Raw genomic sequence first — 19,656 nt, forward strand, 5'->3', positions numbered from 1 at the left:
ATGAGAAAAGAAATCGATATGTTCGCTCAATCTGTATCAGTATTGCGATCGGACTTGAAGCAGGTCTCGTTACCGAGACTGCTCCCCCGGCTTATGCCGGTTTTGCTGGCAGCATGTTTTGGTACAGGTTTCATTACCGGCCTGGCCCATGCAAATCCCGTAGGGCCGCAGATCATCAATGGCAAGGTCATCTTCAACCAAGATGGCAAGGTCTATACCATCACCAATACGCCAGGTGCAATCATCAACTGGCAGGATTTTTTCATCAATGCCGGTGAAACTACCCGCTTCATCCAAGAGAGCGCCAACAGCACGGTATTGAACCGCATCATAGGCCAGAATCCCACCCAGATCCTGGGTGCCTTGCAGTCGAATGGACGGGTGTTTTTGATTAACCCGAATGGCATCCTGTTTGGCAAAGGGGCGCAGGTTGATGTCAATGGCCTGACCGTCTCCAGCCTGGGCATGAGTGATGCCGATTTCAAGGGTGGCAAACTGAATTTCAATGCCGGTACTACAGCAGGCAAGGTAAGTAATCAGGGCGCGATCACAACGCCTTCTGGTGGTCAGGTCTACCTGATTGCACCGGATGTAGAAAACAGCGGCATCATCACCTCGCCCAAGGGCGAGGTCTTGCTGGCAGCTGGGCGTTCGGTGAAACTGGTTGATTCAGCCAACCCAGATGTACACGTTGTAGTCAGCGCCAATGCTGATCAGGCAGTCAACCTGGGGCAAGTCATTGCCCAGGGTGGCAAGGTCGGGATTTATGGTGGCCTGATCAGTCAGCGTGGCCTGGTCAGTGCCAATAGTGCCGTTGTAGGTGAAAACGGCAGGATTTATTTCAAGGCCAGTGGAGATACCATACTCGATGCTGGCAGCACGACTACGGCAACCGGCAAAGGCAAGGGTGGCGATATACAGGTGCTCGGTCAGCGCGTGGCGCTGGCTGGCAATGCCCAGGTGGATGCCAGCGGCGACACCGGTGGTGGTCAGGTTCTGGTCGGTGGTGATTACCATGGCGATAATCCTTCCGTCATGAATGCCAAACGTGCTTTTGTGTCGAGCGATGCCAAAATCAGTGCAGATGCTGTCAAGGTTGGTGATGGCGGCAAAGTCGTCGTCTGGTCGGACGAAGTGACAAGAGTGAATGGCAGTATTTCTGCACAGGGCGGGGCACAAAGCGGAAATGGCGGTTTTGTAGAAACTTCAGGCAAGCAAAACCTGGATTTTCATGCGAAAGTAAACGTGGGCGCGGCCCGTGGCAAGGCAGGGACCTTATTGCTTGACCCGTCGTCGATTACTATTGCTGGCGGCACCAATGACGGTGCATCTGACGGTGTAGGGACATTTCAGGGGTCGGCGATAGGTACTATCAATTTTGCCGATAGTGGCCCGACTACTGTGTATCAATCAGAATTGCAGGGCTTGACACCAGGCACAAATATCGTGCTTGAGGCGACAAATTTTATTGATACGAGTGGTGCTTTTTTCGGTAGTTCGATATCGTTGCCCAGCAATTCCAACATTACGCTCAGAACCCGCAATGCATCTACCGATGTCAGCGCTACCCGCGGCATTAATCTGACGGCTGCAGACCCCAATCTGGAAATCAAGACCAGTGGTACGGGCACCATTACCTTGCAAACCGGCACGGGTGCCTCACCGCAAACTGCCGATATCGTGGTGGCCAGGCTGACCAGCAACAGCAGCCAGATCAGTACCAGTGCTAGCGGTAATACGATCTTCAAAACGCTGCAAACAACACCAGGTACGGTTGGCGTCGGTGGCGATATCCTGATCAACAGCACTGGCTATGTGAATGTTGGTACAGGCGGTATTGATGCCCGCGGCAATTCTTCAACCAATGGCAATGTCACGGTGACTACCGGTGCCGATATCACGCAGCAAAACGGCAGCATCATTTATGCCAAAGATTTGAAGCTGAGCGCGGTGAGTGGCCTGCACGGCAATATCTCGACTGATAGCATGGGTGTACAGGCTGCCAAGCTCAATGCCCTTAACACTGGCAGCGGTGATATACGTATTGCCAGCAATGCTGCCAATCTGGTCATCAATGACATAGGCGGTACCGGTTATGGTGTTAAACAGCAGACTTCTGGTGGGGCGATATACCTGAATTCTCCTACCGGCTTTACCACACAAATTAATGCACCTGTATTGACCAATAATGGTCTGCTCAGCATTAATGGTCAGGGTGGTATCAACCTGAATGTGGGTGGCAGTATCAGCAGCGGTGGCGGTAGTGTCAATTTGATTGCAACCGATGCTGATGCCATGACGAGTACGGCTGCAGGAACACAGATCAGTAGTTCTGGTGCTGCTATCTCTCTCAAATCAGACAAGATGGATTTGCAGGGTACCGTCAACGCAGGTAGTGGTAGTGTGGCGCTGGATATGAATGGTGGTGGCACTATTCATCTTGCGACCGGTGCTACCAATCTGAATTCTGGTACGCTGGAACTATCCGCTGCTGAATTGAATAATATTACCGCCGCGCGCCTTAAAGTCGGTAACATGTCTGGTGCCAGTATAGATATCAAAGGCGTCATGGGCTCAGGTGCTGGCGGTGCTTTGCAAAACGTCAGCACCTCGCTGACGTTGAATTCTGGCAATACCATTTCCCAGCAACCTGGCGCCACTATCGATGGTGCCAGTTCGGTGCAGGCGCGTGGTTATAGTGTCAGCCTGACCGAGGCAAATGCAACGGGTGTTATTTCTGGTTCTTCCAGTACCGGCAGTTTCTTGTATCGCTCGGTCAATCCCATCAATGTGAATACCGTAGATACTTATAGCGGTATCAGTGCACCATCCAGTGTGGTCTTGACTTCTGATGCTGGTATCACGCAGGCAGCAGGCAGTGCGATCACAACTTCTGGCCTGGCGGTACAAGCTAAAGGCTCGGTTAATCTGAGTAATGCAAGTAACAGTTTTAGCTCAATTGCGGCAGACCTTAATCAGAGCGGCCTGGGTAGCGGTAGCCTGACTGCTGTTACCTCCGGTAATCTGACTGTCAGCACAGTCTCTTCCACCGTCGGTATTACAACCAATAACCAGGCTGTTACTTTGAATACTGGTGCAGGTTTATTGTCACTGTCGAATAATGTCAGTGCCGGTACGGGTAAAGTCGGGTTCATCGCCGATCAACTTTCCCTCGCCGGCCCTGGCGGCGTCACTGCGAGTGATTTTGGTGTACGTCCATTTACAACAGGGCGTGCCATTACCATTGGCTCTGGCACATGTGCTGTGGCACCTTGCCTGAGTGTGACCAATTTGTATAAAGTCACTGCCCCCACTATTTCGATTGGTAGTGCGGATGCTGGCAATGCATCAGGTTCTATTGCTGTTGTTAGCATCACCGATACCAATACCAGTGCAGCTACCGACATCAAGCATCTGACAACGACACGCATAGGCTTGCTGACTGGTGGCGATATTACACAGTCTAATTCGATTACCGTACAAGACCTTGGCCTGGTTGCCGGTAACAGCATTGCCCTGAATGTCCCGAATGTCATCAGCAATCTGGCTGCCAGGAGCAACACCAGCATGAGCTTTGTGAATACCCAGGGTATTAATGTCAGCACATTAAGCGGTGCTAATGGCTCAGGCTCATATAGTCTGGATGGTATTGCTACGACCGGTAACTTGTATCTGACTGCCAATGCTGGCAACATCGCGCTCGGTGCCAATGTGAATACCGGTAGCGGCACCGCCACTCTGGCCTCTCCTACAGGAGCAATTACCCAGGTGACAGGCAATACCATCACGGGTGGTGCCCTGGATGCGACTGCCAATAGTGGCATAGGGAACAGCACAGGCTTGAAAACCAGCGTACCTGTTCTGCTGGCCAATAATACAGGTGCCAACACTGACATCAACATCAAAAATACCGGTGCCCTGAATCTTCGCAATGTGCAGCAAAGTGGCACTGGCAGTACTGGCAATATCCTCATCGACAATATTGGCGCAATCACGCTCGACAGCGCGGATGCGGTACGCAGCAAGGCGGGCAATATCAGCCTGGTGGCACATAGTCCATTAACAGTCAATGGCACTGTTGCCAGTGCAAATGGCGGTAACATTACTCTTGAAGCGGGTGCCAGCGGCAGTACTGCCGACAAACTCACTGTAGGCAGCACTGGCTCGGTCACTACCAGCGGTAATATTTTGCTCAAGGCAGGAGACGCGATCCTGATTTCAGGCAATGTCAGTGGTGGAAGCGTGACACAGCAAGCTTTCCTGAATGGGGGATCACTGCCTACTTTATCTCAGTGTATTGCCAACCCATCTACACCAGGGTGCAGCTCTGTGCTGCCAAGCTTGACTGCCTGTATCAGTAATCCATCTTTACCGGGTTGCAGCGTGGTCTTGCCCAGTGCCGCGGCTTGCCAGGCCAACCCCACACTGGCAGGTTGCAGTGTAGTCTTGCCCAGCCTGAGTTCCTGTATTGCCAATCCTTCGCAATTTGGTTGCTCGAATGTCCTGCCTAGCCTGAGTAGCTGCCTGGCCAATCCCAATATTGCAGGTTGCAGCGTCGTCTTGCCGAGCCTGTCGGCTTGCCTCGCGAATCCTTCCATATCCGGTTGCAGCGCTATTTTGCCTAGTCTGAGCTCATGCATCAGCAATCCCAGCCAGCCGGGTTGCAGTGCAGTGTTGCCTAGCCTGACGCAATGTACTGCCAACCCCAGTATTCAGGGTTGCAGCGTGGTCTTGCCTGCACTGGCAGCCTGCCTGGTATCGCCTAACATCGCTGGCTGCTCGGCTGTCTTGCCATCGGTTGCGGCGTGTACTGCCAGCCCGACTTTGCCTGGCTGTTCTGCGGTCCTACCCAGCCTGTCTGCCTGCATCGCCAATAGCAGCCTGGCTGGTTGCAGTGCTGTATTGCCGACCTTGGCGTCCTGTATCGCCACACCGACGCTGACAGGTTGCAGCAGTGTCTTGCCAACGTTGACAGCATGCGTGGCTAACCCATCCCTGGCTGGTTGCGCTGCTGTTTTACCTACATTGGCAGCTTGTACCGCCAGCCCCAGCCTGCCCGGTTGCAGCGCTGTCTTGCCCAGCCTGCGTGCCTGTATTGCCACACCGACGCTGGCGGGTTGCAGCAATGTGTTGCCGACGCTGACAGCATGTCTTGCCAACCCATCGCTGCCGGGTTGCAGTGTAGTCTTGCCAACGTTGGCAGCATGTACGGCTAATCCAGCTCTGGCTGGTTGCTCTTCTATCCTGCCCAGCTTGACAGCTTGTATCGCCAACCCTGGTTTGGCAGGCTGTTCATCTGTGCTGCCATCGGTTGCGGCATGTGCGGCTACTCCAAGCCTGCCTGGCTGCAGCGTGGTCTTGCCTAGCCTGAGTGCCTGTATTGCCACACCTGCGCTGGCTGGTTGCAGCAATGTCTTGCCTACACTGGCATCCTGTACAGCAACACCTACGCTTCCAGGCTGCAGTGTTGTTTTGCCCAGCTTGACTGCATGCACGGCTAATCCGGCTACGCCAGGTTGTTCTGCTGTCTTGCCTAGCTTCGCAAGTTGCACGGCCAATTCAGCGCAGGCAGGTTGCAGCGCGGTATTGCCGACGCTGGCAGTCTGTACCGCCAATCCATCCACTGCGGGTTGTTCTGCCGTCTTGCCTACCTTGGCTGCCTGTACAGCCAACCCTGGCCTGCCCGGTTGTAGTGCGGTGTTGCCTGGTCTCGCCATTTGCGTAGGCTCGCCATCGACACCAGGTTGCAGCGCGGTCTTGCCTAGCCTCGCTGCATGTACTACTAATCCAGCGACACCAGGTTGCTCTGCCGTCTTGCCTGCTATGGCGAGTTGCGCAGCTACTCCGGGTTTGCCAGGCTGTGCCGCTGTGTTGCCAACTCAGGCACAGTGCGCCATCAATCCAGTCTTGCTAGGTTGTTCACTGATCTTGCCTATAGGTGACCTCAGGACTGGCAATATTCTGAACAACACGATTAATTTTGCACTCAATAATTTTGTCAGTTCCACCTTGTTCATTACTAACGCTATCAGCAATCCTGGCAGTTTCTTCGATAGTGGCAGCGATTCTGGCAGGGAAACCAGGTTCGAGCAAAGAAGCAGTTTTGGCGGTATCAGGGATAACGGAGTATTAAAAAATGCTACAGATAAAAAACTCTACTGCAATTAAGTTTTTCTTTATTGCAGCACTGTGCCTGAGTTGCGCGTTGAGTTTTGCAGCGCAGATCGCGGGTACGGTGACCCATCTCAGCGGGCCATTGATCGCCAAGAAGGCAGATGGCACGGTCAAGGTATTGTCCCTGCAATCTGGCATAGAGCAGGGCGATACCTTGGTTGCCGAGAAAGATACTTATGCCCGCATCAAGTTTGCTGATAATAGTGAAATCGTCTTGCGCCCGAATACCCAGATCAAGATAGACCAGTTCTCTTTTGAGGAAGACAAGCCCAATAATGATGGCTTTACCATGACCCTGATCAAGGGCGGCTTGCGCGCTGTCACCGGCTTACTCGGCAAGCGCAATAAAGAAAGATTTGGCCTGAATACGCCAACGGCATCGATAGGCATACGCGGCACTATCTTCATCGCAGAGTTCGTGCCCCAGGACGCGAATCAACCCGGCTCAGGTGCGTCATCGCCACCCGCAGGTAATGACGCCCAAGGTAATGGACCACGCGCTCCTGGGTTGTATGTGCAAGTCCTGGATGGTACGGTCTTCCTGAAAAATGATGCGGGCAACCTCGACGTCACCGCGGGTCAATTTGGTTTTGCCATCAGCTTCACCAAACCGCCAATTCTTTTGCCTAACAACCCAGGCATGCAATTTTCACTACCCGGTAATTTCCCTGTGAGCCTGAATCAGGATAATGCCAATAACGAAAGCAAGTCAGGCAGTTTGATTTGTGAAGTAAGATAATGATGTAAAGACAGGATTTGGCTCAGCGCCAAATCCTGTTTTGCACAAAAGTTCCGTGGCTGAATTTAGAAAGCTGGCAAATCAGCACTGGCATGCTGACGCAAGGTATTACGCGCAACTTCAAAATCAGGGAAGACCGACTGCACAGTCGCCCAGAAGCGTGGGCTATGGTTCATCTCACGCAAATGCGCAAGCTCGTGCGCGATCACATAATCAATAATCATTGGCGAGAAATGGATCAGACGCCAGTTCAGTCGTATCTTGCCTTGTGAGGTGCAAGAGCCCCAGCGCGTTGCTGCCGCAGATAAAGCCATGCTTTGATAACGCACATTGAGTTTCTCGGCAAACACTGGTAGGCGCTCATTAAAAACCCGCTTGGCTTCTTGCTGCAACCAGGCTTGTACCCGGTCTTTCAATTGCTGCTCGCCAGCGTCGGCTGGCAGGTTGATAATCAACTCAGCCTGCTCACTCTGGAAATGCGTACCACTGACAGAAGCAGGGGCAATCCGCAAGGTAATTTCACCACCCAGGTAGGGTAGCTTCGCCCCATCTTGCCAAGTCATGCTAGGCTCCAGCTTGCGCTGCGTGCGCTCACGCCGCTCTGTCAGTTTTCGCAATATCCAGGCTTGCTTTTCCTGTATCGCTGTTTCTATATCGCCAATGGTCACCCAGCGGGGCGCCGTGATGCGCAAACCATCTTCGTTGATCAAAAAACCTATGCTGCGCCGTTTCGAGCGCTGCAAATCATATTCCAGCAAATAATCCTGTATCAGGATACGGCGCTTGTTGCTGGTGTTAACAAAGGTAGACGGAGGAGGCGCGACTGGCCGCGTGTCATCTCGCTGAGTTTTGTCATTGACCGGGATCGGTGCTGGCACCGGTGTTTTTGCAGGTGTGGGACGCAATTTGTCCGGCACCAAAAAATCACTGAATAAATCCAGTTGCAAAGCCATTTGTATGGCTTTGCCAATCGATGGAATACGGGATTTCATTTAAGCTTGGGGATTCCTGATTCAATACTAATGGAACATGCACTCAGCTTGTTTTTTGAGCTGACATTGCACTAGTTTGACGTATTTTCAGGTTTCCGTGTTTTTGCGCCTGAAAATGGAGATTTGCAGAGGAATTTACAGCGGTGAAGAGATGGGCTGATACAGCAAGCATCAGCCCGACAGCTTATTTGGATTGTTCGGTCTGATAAACCTGCGGTGAAATCACACGCATTTCTGCCTCTATCCATTTTTCCACTTCCTGCATCAGTTCGACTGCATTCATGCCGTTTGGTGGTATCGGTTTGCCAACGGATACAGTGACCAAACCTGGCAATTTGGTGAAGGAATTTTTTGGCCAGCATTCACCAGAATTGACAGCAACAGGTACCACAGGTGTGTTGGTTTCTACTGCAAGGCGGGCACCGCCGCCTTTGTACTGGCCTTTTTTGCCGACAGCGATACGTGTGCCTTCGGGGAACATGATGATCCACTGCCCATCGGCCAGACGCTTGCGGCCTTGCGTCACAACGTGGGCAAACGCATCCTTGCCCTTGCTACGGTCGATAGGGATCATGCGCAGCATGGAAATTGCCCAGCCAAAGAAAGGGATGTAGGTAATTTCTTTTTTGAAGACGAAGACCAGCGGGCGCGGTGTTGCCATCAGCAGGAAGATGGTTTCCCAGGCTGATTGATGCTTGCACAGCAGGATGGCAGGGCCATCGGGAAAGTTTTCAAATCCTTTGGTCTGGTAACGTATGCCGCATATCACTTTTGCTGCCCAGATGATGGTGACATTCCAGCGGGCGGTAATGTAATAACGCTGGTTATACGGCAGAAATGCAAACAGCATGCTGATAGGTGCCCAGACGATGGTGACTATCGCCATCACCAGTATGAAAATCAGCGAACGAATAAAGCGGGTAAAGCTAAGCATGTAGTCTCCATTGCAGCGATGCTGGGTTGAGTTTGTTGGGTTGAGTTTGTTTTATGTTGCTCAATAACTCAGATCGCAATATTAAATTCAGATGGCGAGTTTTCCACCAGTTTGTCGACCATGGCGGCCAGGTCAGCAAAGACTTGCGTACCAGGTGGCAGACCGCCTTTTTCATGGGTTGTAGTGCCTTTGCCAGTCAACACCAGATGCGGTTTGCAACCCAGTACAAAACCCGCTTGCAAGTCGCGCAAGGAATCGCCAACACAATGCACACCTTTGAGATTGGTGTCATAGCGCCGGGCAATCTCTTGCAGCATGCCCGGCTTGGGTTTGCGGCAATCGCAATTGTCGTCTGCCATGTGCGGGCAAAAGAAAATCGCATCTATCGTGGCACCGACCTGCTGGGCGCTGGTATGCATTTTCTGATGGATGGCATTCAGCGTTGCCATATCAAACAGCTTGCGGCCTATACCTGACTGATTGGTTGCCACCACCACCATATAACCCGCCTGGTTAAGGCGGGCGATGGCTTGCAGTGAACCCGGTATCGGTTTCCATTCTTCTGGCGACTTGATAAAGTCGTCCGAGTCCTGGTTGATAACGCCATCGCGGTCAAGGATGATGAGTTTCATCTGCAATCCTGGTTAGTGGTGCACTCTTGTTTAACATGCCTCAAGCTGCCAGCTTGGAAATGTCGGCAACCTGGTTCATCATGCCATGCAGGCTGGCCAGCAAGGCCAGGCGGTTATTCCGCAGGGCCATGTCTTCTGCATTCACCATGACATCATTGAAGAAGCTGTCGACCGCGGCACGCAGGGCTGCCAGGGTTTTCAATGCGCTGGCGAAATCACCTTTGGCAAATGCCGCATCCACTTCAGGTTTGACATCGGCCATGGCCTTGGCCAGTGCCTGCTCGGCAGCTTCCTGCAATAGCGCTGGCTGGACTGCACCTGGCGTACCCTCGGCTTTTTTGAGGATATTGGTAATACGCTTGTTGGCAGCGGCCAGTGCTTCTGATTCTGGCAGGGCAGCAAAGGCTTGTACAGCTTGCAGGCGTTCAACGATGTTATCGAGCGTATCTGGTTGCTGGGCAACCACAGCCTCGACTTCATTTTGAGAAAATCCTTTGTCGCGCAACTGGCCGCGCAGTCGGTCAAACAGGAAGTTCAACACATCGGCGGTCGGGTCTTTGAAATTGGCATTGCCAGCAAACAATGCTACCGCTTGTGCCAGTAGGGTATTCAGCGACAGCGGCAAGCGTTTTTCCACCAGCATGCGCAAGATGCCCAGGGCATGGCGGCGCAGCGCAAACGGGTCGCGGTCACCGGTAGGTTGCAAGCCTATGCCCCAGATACCGACCAGGGTTTCCAGCTTGTCAGCCAAAGCTACGGCAGTACCTGTCAGTGTCGCAGGCAGGGCATCGCCAGCGAAACGTGGTTGATAATGCTCAGACGCGGCAGCGGCAACATCAGCGTGCTCACCGTCATGCTGGGCATAGTAAGTACCCATGATGCCTTGCAGCTCAGGGAATTCACCCACCATGTCAGTCAGCAAGTCGGTCTTGGCCAGCAGGGCGGCGCGTTCGGTCAGGGCGACATCGCCATTCAGGCTGGCAGCAATCTGGCCTGCCAGGGTTTTAACGCGTTGCGTACGTTCTGCCTGGCTGCCCAGTTTATTGTGATAGACCACATTCGCGAGCAGTGGCAGGCGGGATTCCAGGGTCTTTTTCTTGTCTTGCTCAAAGAAGAATTTTGCATCTGACAGGCGAGGGCGCACCACGCGCTCATTACCCTGGATGATATATTGAGGGTCGCTGGTTTCGAGGTTGGAGACGATCAAAAAGCGTGAACGCAATTTGCCAGATGCATCTGTCAGGGCAAAATATTTCTGATTCGTTTGCATGGTCAAAATCAGGCATTCTTGCGGTACAGCCAAAAACTCTTGCTCGAAATTGCATTCATACACCACAGGCCATTCGACCAGTGCGGTGACTTCATCCAGCAGGGATTCAGGCATCAGCACCTGATCTGCCCCCGCTTTGCCCAGCAGGGCGGCGCGTATCTGTTCTTTACGCTCATTGAAGCTGGCAATGACCTTGCCGTCGGTTTTCAGGCTGGCAGCATAGTCTTCAGCTTTGGCAATACTGATTTCACCAGCGGACAGGAAGCGATGGCCCATCGTGATGCGGTTGCTATCCAGGCCCAACAAATGCAGAGGGACGATATCTTCACCGTGCAGGGCAATGATCTTGTGTACTGGGCGCACGAAATGCACAGTCTCTCCATCAGGACGCTGGTAGCTCATGACTTTAGGGATAGGCAGTTTGCCTATGGTTTCATCCAGCGCAGTTTGCACTGCCGGTGCCAGTGCGGTACCAGCCGCTGTATAGCTATAAAAGAAGCTCTCGGCTTTGCCATCCACCGCACGTTCGAGGTCACTGACCTGCAAGTTGGGGAAGCCAAGTGCCGCCAGTTTCTTGCCCAGCGGTGCCGTGGCATTGCCAGCCGCATCAACGGCGACGGATACCGGCAATACTTTTTCGCGCATCAGTTTGTCTGGGGATGTGGCGCGCACACCAGTGATGCTGACAGCCAGGCGGCGTGGTGATGCATAGCTGGTCGCGACAGACTCAGCTTCCAAAAAATCGCGTGACTTCAGACCAGCGACGATACCGGCGCTAAATGCTTCACCCAGTTTGGCCAGGGCCTTGGGTGGCAGTTCTTCGGTAAATAATTCTACTAACAGTGTTTGGCTCATGTTTCTTATCCTACGTTCCGGCGCTTTGCCAGAATCTGTTTAATGATGATCTTGTGGGCTATACGTCAAGCCTGTGCAAAGCTTATGCAGAGGCGACAGCAGCGGGAGCAGGCTTGTGCTTGTCATCCGCAGCACACATGGGGAAGCCCAGCGCTTCACGCGATGCATAGTAAGCCGCAGCCACTGCACGCGACAGATTGCGTATGCGGCCTATGTAGGCGGCACGCTCAGTCACCGATATCGCACCACGGGCATCCAGCAAGTTGAAGGTATGCGCAGCTTTCAAAATCATTTCATAAGCAGGCAGGGCCAGGGATTTTTCTGTCACTTCCAGCAGGCGCTTGGCTTCTGCCTCGTAATTAGTGAACAAAGAGAACAGAAAATCGGTATTTGAATATTCAAAACTGAAAGTTGATTGCTCAACTTCATTTTGATGGAATACATCGCCATAAGACAGGCGCAAGGTCTTGCCGTTTTCTTCACGTTCAGTCCAGACCAGATCATAGATATTATCTACGCCTTGCAGATACATGGCCAGACGCTCTAAACCATAGGTGATTTCACCGAGGATAGGTTTGCAATCAATGCCGCCGACTTGCTGGAAATAAGTGAATTGCGTGACTTCCATACCATTCAGCCAGACTTCCCAGCCCAGACCCCATGCACCGAGGGTAGGGTTTTCCCAGTCATCTTCAACAAAGCGTATGTCGTTTTGCTGCAAATCCAGGCCAAGGGCTTTCAGAGAACCCAGATAGAGGTCGAGGATATTTTCCGGCGCTGGCTTCAATACCACCTGATATTGGTAATAGTGCTGCAGACGGTTAGGGTTTTCACCATACCGGCCATCCTTGGGGCGGCGTGATGGTTGTACATAGGCCGCACGCCATGGCTCTGGCCCAATGGCACGCAAGAAAGTGCCGGTATGCGACGTACCCGCGCCCACTTCCATATCGTAAGGTTGCAGCAGGGCGCAGCCTTGCTTGTCCCAGTAATCTTGTAATGTCAGGATAATTTGTTGAAATGTAAGCATCGTGCTATCTGCCTTTGTCACTTCTTGAAGAAGCGATGAATAAAGTTTGCCAAACCTTAGATTTTAACGGCTTTTGCGTTGGATAGGCGAATTTGCTTGATGTTGTTTTGTTAATTCTGAGGTTTCAAATGGGGAAAAGCTTAAGACCTCTCAACACAGATGCACCGAGACACAGAGAAATTCAGGAGAAAACCTAAGGGAATGACAAGCCTGCGCTTACTTTTTAATTCATGGAAATTGATAAAAATACTATAAATTTTACATTTGTTTGAACGCAATTGCAGCATAAATAGGCAGCTTGTCTCAGGCGGTTTTTGTTGCAATTCGCTTGGCTACGCGGTATAAAAATCCACCTGCCAATAATAGGGCTTACGCAAAATTGTCCCAGCAAGGCGTAGCGACGAAGACAGTACTTTAGTACGCGTCTCCTAGGAGAGGAGCTGCAACGCAGCTGGGGCGGTTTTGCGCAAGCCCTCAATAGCGTGTTTAACCGGAGACCGCAATCACATGGCTATAGTTGACCAGACCCTTACTTTGGATGCCGAATCTCACCGGCTGGAAGAGTGGTATCTCTTGTTGGGGGAGCTTTCCCATTGTTTGTGGTACACAGCAGAACTGCCTGAGATGTTGCGTGGGTTCTGCCGTATCCTGGTGCAGCGCGCTGGCTATCTGTGTGCGGAGGTGGAACTGGACTTGGGTGACAAGTCAGAAATTTACCGCTTTCGTGCCGACAGACAAGCTGGAAAAGAGACAAAATACCTGGTCCTGCCCTTGCAGCGGTTTGGTGATGTACTGGCGCAATTGCGTGTTGGTGCCGACTTCGACCTCAGTGAAAATGGTGATGCATACAACATACTGAGTCGCTTCGCCAATGAACTGGCGCAAGCCATCCATTCCCTCAGCAGCACCCATGAACATCATGATCTGCAAGACAATATGGACATGCTGGCACTGTCGGTGCAGCAAAGTCCGTTTGCGGTCATCATCACCAATGCTGATGGTGAACTTGAATATGGCAATGACAGCTTTTGCCGGATTTCTGGCTATGCATTGAACGAGGTGCTGGGCAAGCATGTGTTCTGGAATTCTGGCGACCCTGCTGATGAAAAAGTCATGCGCATTATCAAGGCACTCAAGGTCGGTGAGCATTGGCAAGGCGATGTACTCAGCCACCGCAAGGACGGCACCGCTTATTGGGAAAGACAGATGGTCAGCCCGCTATGTAATGCAGACGGCCATATTACCCACCTGGTCGCTGTCAAACAAGACATCACTGACAGCAAATTCCAGTTGAAGGAAGTCGAACAAGCGCTGCTCCTGCGTGAGCAGGCGCTCGTGTCCAGCAGCAATGGCATCATGATTACCCGCAGTGACGACAGTGATCACTCCATCGTCTATGTGAATCCGGCCTTCGAACGTATCACTGGCTATACGGCACAGGAAGTCATAGGCAGGGAAGGGCGCTTCCTGGTCAGGGAAGATCTGGCACAACCAGATCTGGAAGAGATACGTACAGCCTTGCGGGAAAAAAGAGCGGGCTGTGCGCTGTTGCGCAATTACCGCAAGGACGGTACGCAATTCTGGAATGAATTGCACATCTCTCCCGTCAAGGACGCGACGGGTGCCGCCACTACGCATTTTGTCAGTGTCATCAATGATGTCAGTGAGCGCGTCAATTACCAGAAAGAGCTGGAATACCAGGCCACCCATGACAGCCTGACCGGTCTCGCCAACCGCAATTTACTGAATGATAGGATCACGCAGGCCATCGCCTGGGCCAAGCGCCAGGATTTGTCGGTGGGCCTGATGTTGCTTGATCTTGATCATTTCAAACTCATCAATGATGCGTCCGGCCATGGGGCCGGGGATGAAATGTTGAAGCAGGTAGCCAACCGGCTCAGTCTTTGTGTGCGTGAGACCGATACAGTGGCACGCCTGGGCGGCGACGAGTTCGTTATCATCCTGACTGATTTACCTGAGACAGGCGATGTTGATATCGTCGCTGAAAAAATCCTGGCAGCACTGGCGCGCCCATTTGAAATCAATGACCATGATGTATTTGTCACGGCCAGCATAGGTATTTCGCTCTACCCGCGCGATGGCGACCATGGTGAAATATTATTGCGTTATGCCGACATTGCCATGTACCGCGTCAAGGAGCATGGGCGCAATAGCGTGCGCCAGTTTATTCCCGAGATGGGGGTCACCGCCATCAGCCGCCTGAATATGGAGGGCGCATTGCGCCGTGCGCTGGAAAGGCATGAACTCACTCTGCACTACCAGCCCAAGATAGAACTCGCTACGGGTCATATCGTCGGCGCAGAAGCGCTAGTGCGCTGGCATCATCCCCAGATAGGTTTGATACACCCCATAGAGTTCATCCCGCTGGCCGAAGAAACCGGGCTGATATTACCCCTGGGAGAATGGGTGCTGGCTGAAGCTTGCCGCCAACAAGTCAGCTGGAAAAAATCCGGCATGGCGGATTTGAAGATCGCCATCAACATGTCACCCCGCCAGTTCCGGCAAGAGGATTTATCTGACCGTGTTGCCGCTATTTTTGCCGAGACGGGTGCCGACCCATCGAATGTCACACTGGAGCTGACCGAGAGCATGGTCATGCAGGATGTCAACAGTACCCTGGTCGCATTGCGTGCCTTGAAAAACCTGGGTTTGTCGATATCGCTGGATGATTTTGGTACTGGCTATTCCAGTCTTTCTTATTTGCGGCGCTTCCCCATTGATGAACTCAAGATAGATAAGTCCTTCATCAACGACATCCATGAAAATCCTGACGATGCAGCGATAGCCAGCGCCATTATTGCCATGGCTCTGAGTCTGAGTTTAAGTGTGGTTGCAGAGGGAGTCGAAAAGAAAGAGCAGGCCGAGCTTTTGCGCAAAATGGGATGCAGCCAGGTACAGGGTTATTATTTTGGCCGCCCTATGGATGCAGCAGGCTTTGCCACCCGCTATCGCGAGCACATTAATGAATAAGCCGATGAATAAGCTGATCTGGCGCACTGGCAAGGTAAGCGAAATCCCGGAATTGCTGATGGCAGCAACCCTGGAAAAATCAGCCGCCGTCGGTGCGGCGACTGTCTATCATTTCAAACATGATGGGCAGGAAAAACTGGCGATTTCCCTGCCCGATGGTCAGGCTTTGATCATTGAACCACTACCCAGTGGCAGACCGCGCCGACGACGTATTGACCCTCTGAAAACAGAACAGGCAGATCAGATTTTACAACCAGGTAATAAAAGCTGAATTTGGAGCTGAATTAAGCGCTGAATTAATTCAAGGATGTTCACTGTCCAGCAGAGCCATGGCGTGATCATTGTAGCGATTACCCGCTACTGCATCGCTGGGAACCGCAGCCGCTATCGCCTGCAAATCTGCGGCATCCAGCTTGACATCGAGTGCATCCAGGGCTTCTGTCAAACGGTCGCGACGCCGTGCGCCCACCAAAGGAATGATATCTTCGCCTTGCGCCAGTACCCAGGCAATTGCCGCTTGCGCCACGCTGATCCCCTTGCTGCTGGCGATGCCACGCAAGGCTTCGACCAGGGCCAGGTTACGCTCCAGATTGCCATCCTGGAAACGGGGGCTGATGCTGCGGAAATCTTTGGTGCCAGCATTGCGTTCAGGGCTCCAGTGACCGCTGAGCAAACCGCGCGACAATACGCCGTATGCTGTAATACCTATGCCCAGTTCGCGGCAGACCGGCAAAATCTCAGCTTCTATGCCGCGTGAAAACAGTGAGTACTCTATCTGCAAATCACTGATGGCGTGGATGGCTGCCGCACGGCGCAGGCTGGCCGCACCAGCTTCAGACATACCGATGTGGCGTACATAACCGGCTTTCACCATGTCGGCAATCGCACCGATGGTGTCTTCCACCGGTATTTGCGGGTCTATGCGTGCCAGGCGATAGACATCAATGTGATCAGTGCCCAGACGTTTCAAACTATAAGCCAGGGCATTCTTGACGGCTGCGGGCCTGCCATCCATGCCAATCCAGTTGCCTGCCGGGTCGCGCAAAGCGCCAAATTTGACGCTGATCTTGACCTTTTCGCGTGGCAGGTTTTGCAGGGCTTCCTGTATCAGCAATTCATTATGACCCATGCCATAAAAATCACCTGTGTCGAGCAAGTCTATTCCTGCATCCAGCGCCGCATGGATTGTGGCGATGCTTTCACCACGGTCAGCCGGGCCATATAAATCCGACATACCCATGCAACCCAAACCCAGTGCTGAAACTGCCGGGCCCTGCTTGCCCAATTGACGTGTTGCGATGTTGTTCTGTGCCATGCTGAAACTCCTCTGTCATTGTTGCCTCAGCGGGTTTGCTGAAGATGCAGCTATTGTAGTTAGTTAGAATTTATAGATAAATACGCTAAAATTGCTTTAACTATGCAAAAAATCTAAACAGTGGGGTGGACTCAGACTATGGACAAATTCCAGGCTATGCAAGTCTTTATCGCCGTGGTCGAGCAAAGCAGCTTCACGCGGGCTGCCGAGCAATTGCAAATGCCCAGAGCCAGCGTGACCCTGAGTATCAAGCAGCTGGAAACCCATCTGGGTACGCGTCTCTTGCAAAGAACCACGCGCCAGGTCAACACCACGGCGGATGGCGATGCCTATTACCAGCGTTGCGTACGCTTGCTGGCTGATCTGGAAGAAACTGAATCGGCATTCAGCCACAGCCTGCTTAATCCGCGTGGCAAGCTCAGGATCAATTTGCAAGGCTCGCTGGGCAAATCTTTCGTGGTGCCGGCCCTGCCAGGCTTTAGTGCCAAATACCCTTTGATAGAGCTGGAAGTTGGCATGAGTGATCGCCTGGTTGACCTGGTGCGGGAAGGCGTTGATTGCGTCTTGCGCGGCGGTGAGCTGCGCGATTCCAGCATGATCGCCAAACGGGTAGCGCGAATGACGCAAATTACCTGCGCCAGCAGCGCTTATCTGCAAAAGCATGGCGTACCGGAGTCGCTGGATGATTTGCCTGCTCATCTGGCAGTGAATTATTTCTCATCGCAGACCGGCCGGAATATGGATTTTGAATTTGTCACGGATGGCAGCATAGGCGGTAAAACACAGGCATTGCCATTAAAGGGGCAACTGGCGGTCAATGATGTTGATGCCTATGTTGCAGGTGCAGAAGCGGGTTATGGCCTGATACAGCTGCCACGTTTTCACGTTGCAGCCCAACTGGCGGCGGGCAGCATGCAGGAAGTATTACCAGAGATGCGGCCACCGCCCATGTCGGTATCCATACTTTACCCTCACCACCGGCAGTTGTCGCCACGAGTCAGGGTATTTGTAGAATGGCTGACTGAGCTGATGGAAACGCATGCAGACAAATTCACGGTCTAAATAATATTAAAAATATATCGTTTGTCAGGCTGGCTTGCAGTTTGTGGCTTATTTTCACTGTTTTTGACCTCACACAAGCTACGCTAGCAAGTCAACACCTGACATATCCACCCTGTTTCCCTTATCATGCTGTCATGACAGAAGATCAGGAAGTTCTCCTCCCCCCTTATCCTGGTATCCAGGAAAAAGACATACTGCTGGTACAGACGCCAGCAGACGCAGAGCAAGCCTATGCAGAGATGCTGACAGCCGATATTTTGGGTTTTGATACCGAATCCAAGCCAGTATTCTTCAAGGGCCAGCAATCTGATGGCCCGCATCTGATACAACTCGCTACCGACAATAAGGCTTATCTCTTCCCCACAATCAAGGCACAAAATACCGATGCAGTGAAGGCCTTGCTGGAATCGAAAGAGATACTCAAAGTTGGTTTTGGGCTCAGCGATGACATGAAACGCCTGAAGATCAAACTTGGCATTTTGCCGCAGCATGTACTTGATCTGGCGCGTGCGATGCGTGAAAGCAAGCAGCGTGACATGGGCGCAAAAGCAGCAGTCGCCAAGTATTTTGGCATGCAACTGCAAAAATCCAAGAAGACTTCGACTTCGAACTGGGCCGTCGCGGCATTAAATGACAGGCAAATCATGTATGCCGCCAACGATGCACAAGTGGCATTGCTGGTCTATAGAAAGTGGCTGGCACTAAAGCAAGGATGACGCAAGGCTGAACTTTAAGACGTCCCAACGGTCAGATGGCTCACGATAGCCAAGATGACAGGGGATGTATGCTGGCCAAAAAGAAAATGCTTTTACTGCTTGCGGGCATGTGTTTCAGTTTGTTTAACCAGGCTGCACAGGCAGATGGTCTGGCAGATTTAAAAGCAGCATTAGCGCGTTTGCAGGGTCAAACTCCTATCAAAGCGGTAGTCGAAGCAAAAACCTGGAGCCGTCAGGGTGAAGGTAAAGACGCGGATGAACAAAATGGCCAGGCCAGCATTAGCCTTGATGATAGCCCGCGTGGCTTGCAAATCTTGTACAGCAAGGATTTATTGACGCGCCTGGAAACCGAAGAGCGCGCCAAGGAAAAAGACACCAAAGCCAAAACCCCCACCATTGCTGCCATCAAGGAAGTCAATTCGTCCGAATTGCGCCCCATGGTTTCTGCTGTCGGCAATCTTTCGCGGGTTCTTGAGAAGGCCATATTCAAAAGTGAAAAAGCCGACGCTAGCTACAATGGAAAGCCTGCACGCTTGCTGAGTTTCGAGATGTCTGTTGATAAACTTAGCGAAAAAGACCGCAAATACGTCAAGAAATTCGAGGGCGGTCTGGAAGTCTGGATAGGCCCGGATGGCACTCCCATCGCCAGTCGCATGCATCAGGCGATCTCAGGGCGTGCTTTTGTCGTCATCAGCTTTGAAACAAAAAATGAAGAAGAGCTGGTGTATGGCGTCAGCGGTGACCGGCTCGTCGTGACTAAAAAAGAAAGCAAGAACAGCGGTTCCGGTGCCGGTGAAAAAGGTGAGATGCGCGTGGTCAAAACCCTGCAGGTGCAATCTTGATATCTTTGGACTTGCTGCAACGCAACACCGATAATTCATAATTGTTTTGTCGATTTATTTTGGTTTGACATTACAATGTGGTGATGTAAAGTTCGTCTCCCAGA

General features: G+C 52.2%; 13 protein-coding genes. 7 read left to right on the top strand and 6 right to left on the bottom strand.

Annotated elements, in window-relative coordinates; all coding sequences use genetic code 11:
• Window positions 1-6,168: a filamentous hemagglutinin N-terminal domain-containing protein gene (locus ACO0LG_RS20015; RefSeq protein ID WP_423029318.1), complete on the top strand. Its 6,168-nt coding sequence runs from the start codon at window positions 1-3 to the stop codon at window positions 6,166-6,168.
• The gene (locus ACO0LG_RS20020) at window positions 6,137-6,913 is read left to right on the top strand and encodes a FecR family protein (protein ID WP_423029319.1); all 777 of its coding nucleotides are present in this window, start codon (window positions 6,137-6,139) and stop codon (window positions 6,911-6,913) included. The genes ACO0LG_RS20015 and ACO0LG_RS20020 overlap by 32 nt, the downstream gene beginning before the upstream one ends.
• 65 nt (window positions 6,914-6,978) lie before the next feature.
• Here ACO0LG_RS20020 and ACO0LG_RS20025 read toward each other — a convergent pair whose 3' ends face one another.
• The 5 genes from ACO0LG_RS20025 to glyQ form a co-directional block, all read right to left on the bottom strand.
• Window positions 6,979-7,905 (bottom strand): M48 family metallopeptidase, encoded by a 927-nt coding sequence (locus tag ACO0LG_RS20025; RefSeq protein WP_423029320.1) that lies wholly within the window; start codon window positions 7,903-7,905, stop codon window positions 6,979-6,981.
• Window positions 7,906-8,089: 184 nt separating this feature from the next.
• A complete protein-coding gene (locus ACO0LG_RS20030) occupies window positions 8,090-8,839 on the bottom strand; it encodes a lysophospholipid acyltransferase family protein (RefSeq protein WP_423029321.1) in 750 nt (249 codons plus the stop codon).
• Window positions 8,840-8,907: 68 nt separating this feature from the next.
• Window positions 8,908-9,471, bottom strand: coding sequence for a D-glycero-beta-D-manno-heptose 1,7-bisphosphate 7-phosphatase (gmhB, locus tag ACO0LG_RS20035; RefSeq protein ID WP_423029322.1), 564 nt, complete (start codon window positions 9,469-9,471; stop codon window positions 8,908-8,910).
• A 40-nt stretch (window positions 9,472-9,511) separates the two neighbouring features.
• Complete coding sequence (gene glyS / locus ACO0LG_RS20040) at window positions 9,512-11,596, bottom strand: glycine--tRNA ligase subunit beta (RefSeq protein ID WP_423029323.1); 2,085 nt, start codon at window positions 11,594-11,596, stop codon at window positions 9,512-9,514.
• A gap of 82 nt (window positions 11,597-11,678) precedes the next feature.
• On the bottom strand, window positions 11,679-12,626 hold the full coding sequence (glyQ, locus tag ACO0LG_RS20045; RefSeq protein ID WP_423029324.1) for a glycine--tRNA ligase subunit alpha: 948 nt from the start codon (window positions 12,624-12,626) through the stop codon (window positions 11,679-11,681).
• Window positions 12,627-13,133: 507 nt separating this feature from the next.
• Between glyQ and ACO0LG_RS20050 the strand changes: the two genes are divergently transcribed.
• Window positions 13,134-15,617 carry an EAL domain-containing protein gene (locus ACO0LG_RS20050; RefSeq protein WP_423029325.1) on the top strand — a complete coding sequence of 828 codons (2,484 nt, stop codon included), beginning with the start codon at window positions 13,134-13,136 and terminating at the stop codon, window positions 15,615-15,617.
• 4 nt (window positions 15,618-15,621) lie between these two features.
• Window positions 15,622-15,888 (top strand): hypothetical protein, encoded by a 267-nt coding sequence (locus ACO0LG_RS20055; protein WP_423029326.1) that lies wholly within the window; start codon window positions 15,622-15,624, stop codon window positions 15,886-15,888.
• A gap of 30 nt (window positions 15,889-15,918) precedes the next feature.
• Here the strand turns inward: ACO0LG_RS20055 and ACO0LG_RS20060 are convergent, their stop codons facing one another.
• Window positions 15,919-16,917 carry an aldo/keto reductase gene (locus tag ACO0LG_RS20060; RefSeq protein ID WP_423029502.1) on the bottom strand — a complete coding sequence of 333 codons (999 nt, stop codon included), beginning with the start codon at window positions 16,915-16,917 and terminating at the stop codon, window positions 15,919-15,921.
• A gap of 153 nt (window positions 16,918-17,070) precedes the next feature.
• On the opposite strand from ACO0LG_RS20060, the gene ACO0LG_RS20065 reads away from it, so the two are divergent.
• The 3 genes from ACO0LG_RS20065 (at window position 17,071) to ACO0LG_RS20075 (ending at window position 19,552) form a co-directional block, all read left to right on the top strand.
• Window positions 17,071-17,994 (top strand): LysR family transcriptional regulator, encoded by a 924-nt coding sequence (locus ACO0LG_RS20065; protein WP_423029327.1) that lies wholly within the window; start codon window positions 17,071-17,073, stop codon window positions 17,992-17,994.
• Between the two features lie 134 nt (window positions 17,995-18,128).
• Entirely contained in the window at window positions 18,129-18,710 is a 582-nt protein-coding gene (locus ACO0LG_RS20070; protein ID WP_423029328.1) for a 3'-5' exonuclease, read from the top strand.
• An 86-nt stretch (window positions 18,711-18,796) separates the two neighbouring features.
• Window positions 18,797-19,552 (top strand): hypothetical protein, encoded by a 756-nt coding sequence (locus ACO0LG_RS20075; protein WP_423029329.1) that lies wholly within the window; start codon window positions 18,797-18,799, stop codon window positions 19,550-19,552.
• The last annotated feature ends 104 nt before the right edge of the window (window positions 19,553-19,656 follow it).

Origin of the sequence: Undibacterium sp. Ji42W (assembly GCF_049340405.1) — a bacterium.
In the GTDB taxonomy this organism is placed as follows: Bacteria; Pseudomonadota; Gammaproteobacteria; order Burkholderiales; family Burkholderiaceae_D; genus Undibacterium.

What these genes read in the sequence shown, in the direction of transcription:
- ACO0LG_RS20015 (WP_423029318.1), top strand. Translation starts at nt 1, where the DNA reads ATGAGAAAAGAAATCGATATGTTCGCTCAATCTGTATCAGTATTGCGA.
- ACO0LG_RS20020 (WP_423029319.1), top strand. Translation starts at nt 6,137, where the DNA reads ATGCTACAGATAAAAAACTCTACTGCAATTAAGTTTTTCTTTATTGCA.
- ACO0LG_RS20025 (WP_423029320.1), bottom strand. Translation starts at nt 7,905, where the DNA reads ATGAAATCCCGTATTCCATCGATTGGCAAAGCCATACAAATGGCTTTG.
- ACO0LG_RS20030 (WP_423029321.1), bottom strand. Translation starts at nt 8,839, where the DNA reads ATGCTTAGCTTTACCCGCTTTATTCGTTCGCTGATTTTCATACTGGTG.
- gmhB (WP_423029322.1), bottom strand. Translation starts at nt 9,471, where the DNA reads ATGAAACTCATCATCCTTGACCGCGATGGCGTTATCAACCAGGACTCG.
- glyS (WP_423029323.1), bottom strand. Translation starts at nt 11,596, where the DNA reads ATGAGCCAAACACTGTTAGTAGAATTATTTACCGAAGAACTGCCACCC.
- glyQ (WP_423029324.1), bottom strand. Translation starts at nt 12,626, where the DNA reads ATGCTTACATTTCAACAAATTATCCTGACATTACAAGATTACTGGGAC.
- ACO0LG_RS20050 (WP_423029325.1), top strand. Translation starts at nt 13,134, where the DNA reads ATGGCTATAGTTGACCAGACCCTTACTTTGGATGCCGAATCTCACCGG.
- ACO0LG_RS20055 (WP_423029326.1), top strand. Translation starts at nt 15,622, where the DNA reads ATGAATAAGCTGATCTGGCGCACTGGCAAGGTAAGCGAAATCCCGGAA.
- ACO0LG_RS20065 (WP_423029327.1), top strand. Translation starts at nt 17,071, where the DNA reads ATGGACAAATTCCAGGCTATGCAAGTCTTTATCGCCGTGGTCGAGCAA.
- ACO0LG_RS20070 (WP_423029328.1), top strand. Translation starts at nt 18,129, where the DNA reads ATGACAGAAGATCAGGAAGTTCTCCTCCCCCCTTATCCTGGTATCCAG.
- ACO0LG_RS20075 (WP_423029329.1), top strand. Translation starts at nt 18,797, where the DNA reads ATGCTTTTACTGCTTGCGGGCATGTGTTTCAGTTTGTTTAACCAGGCT.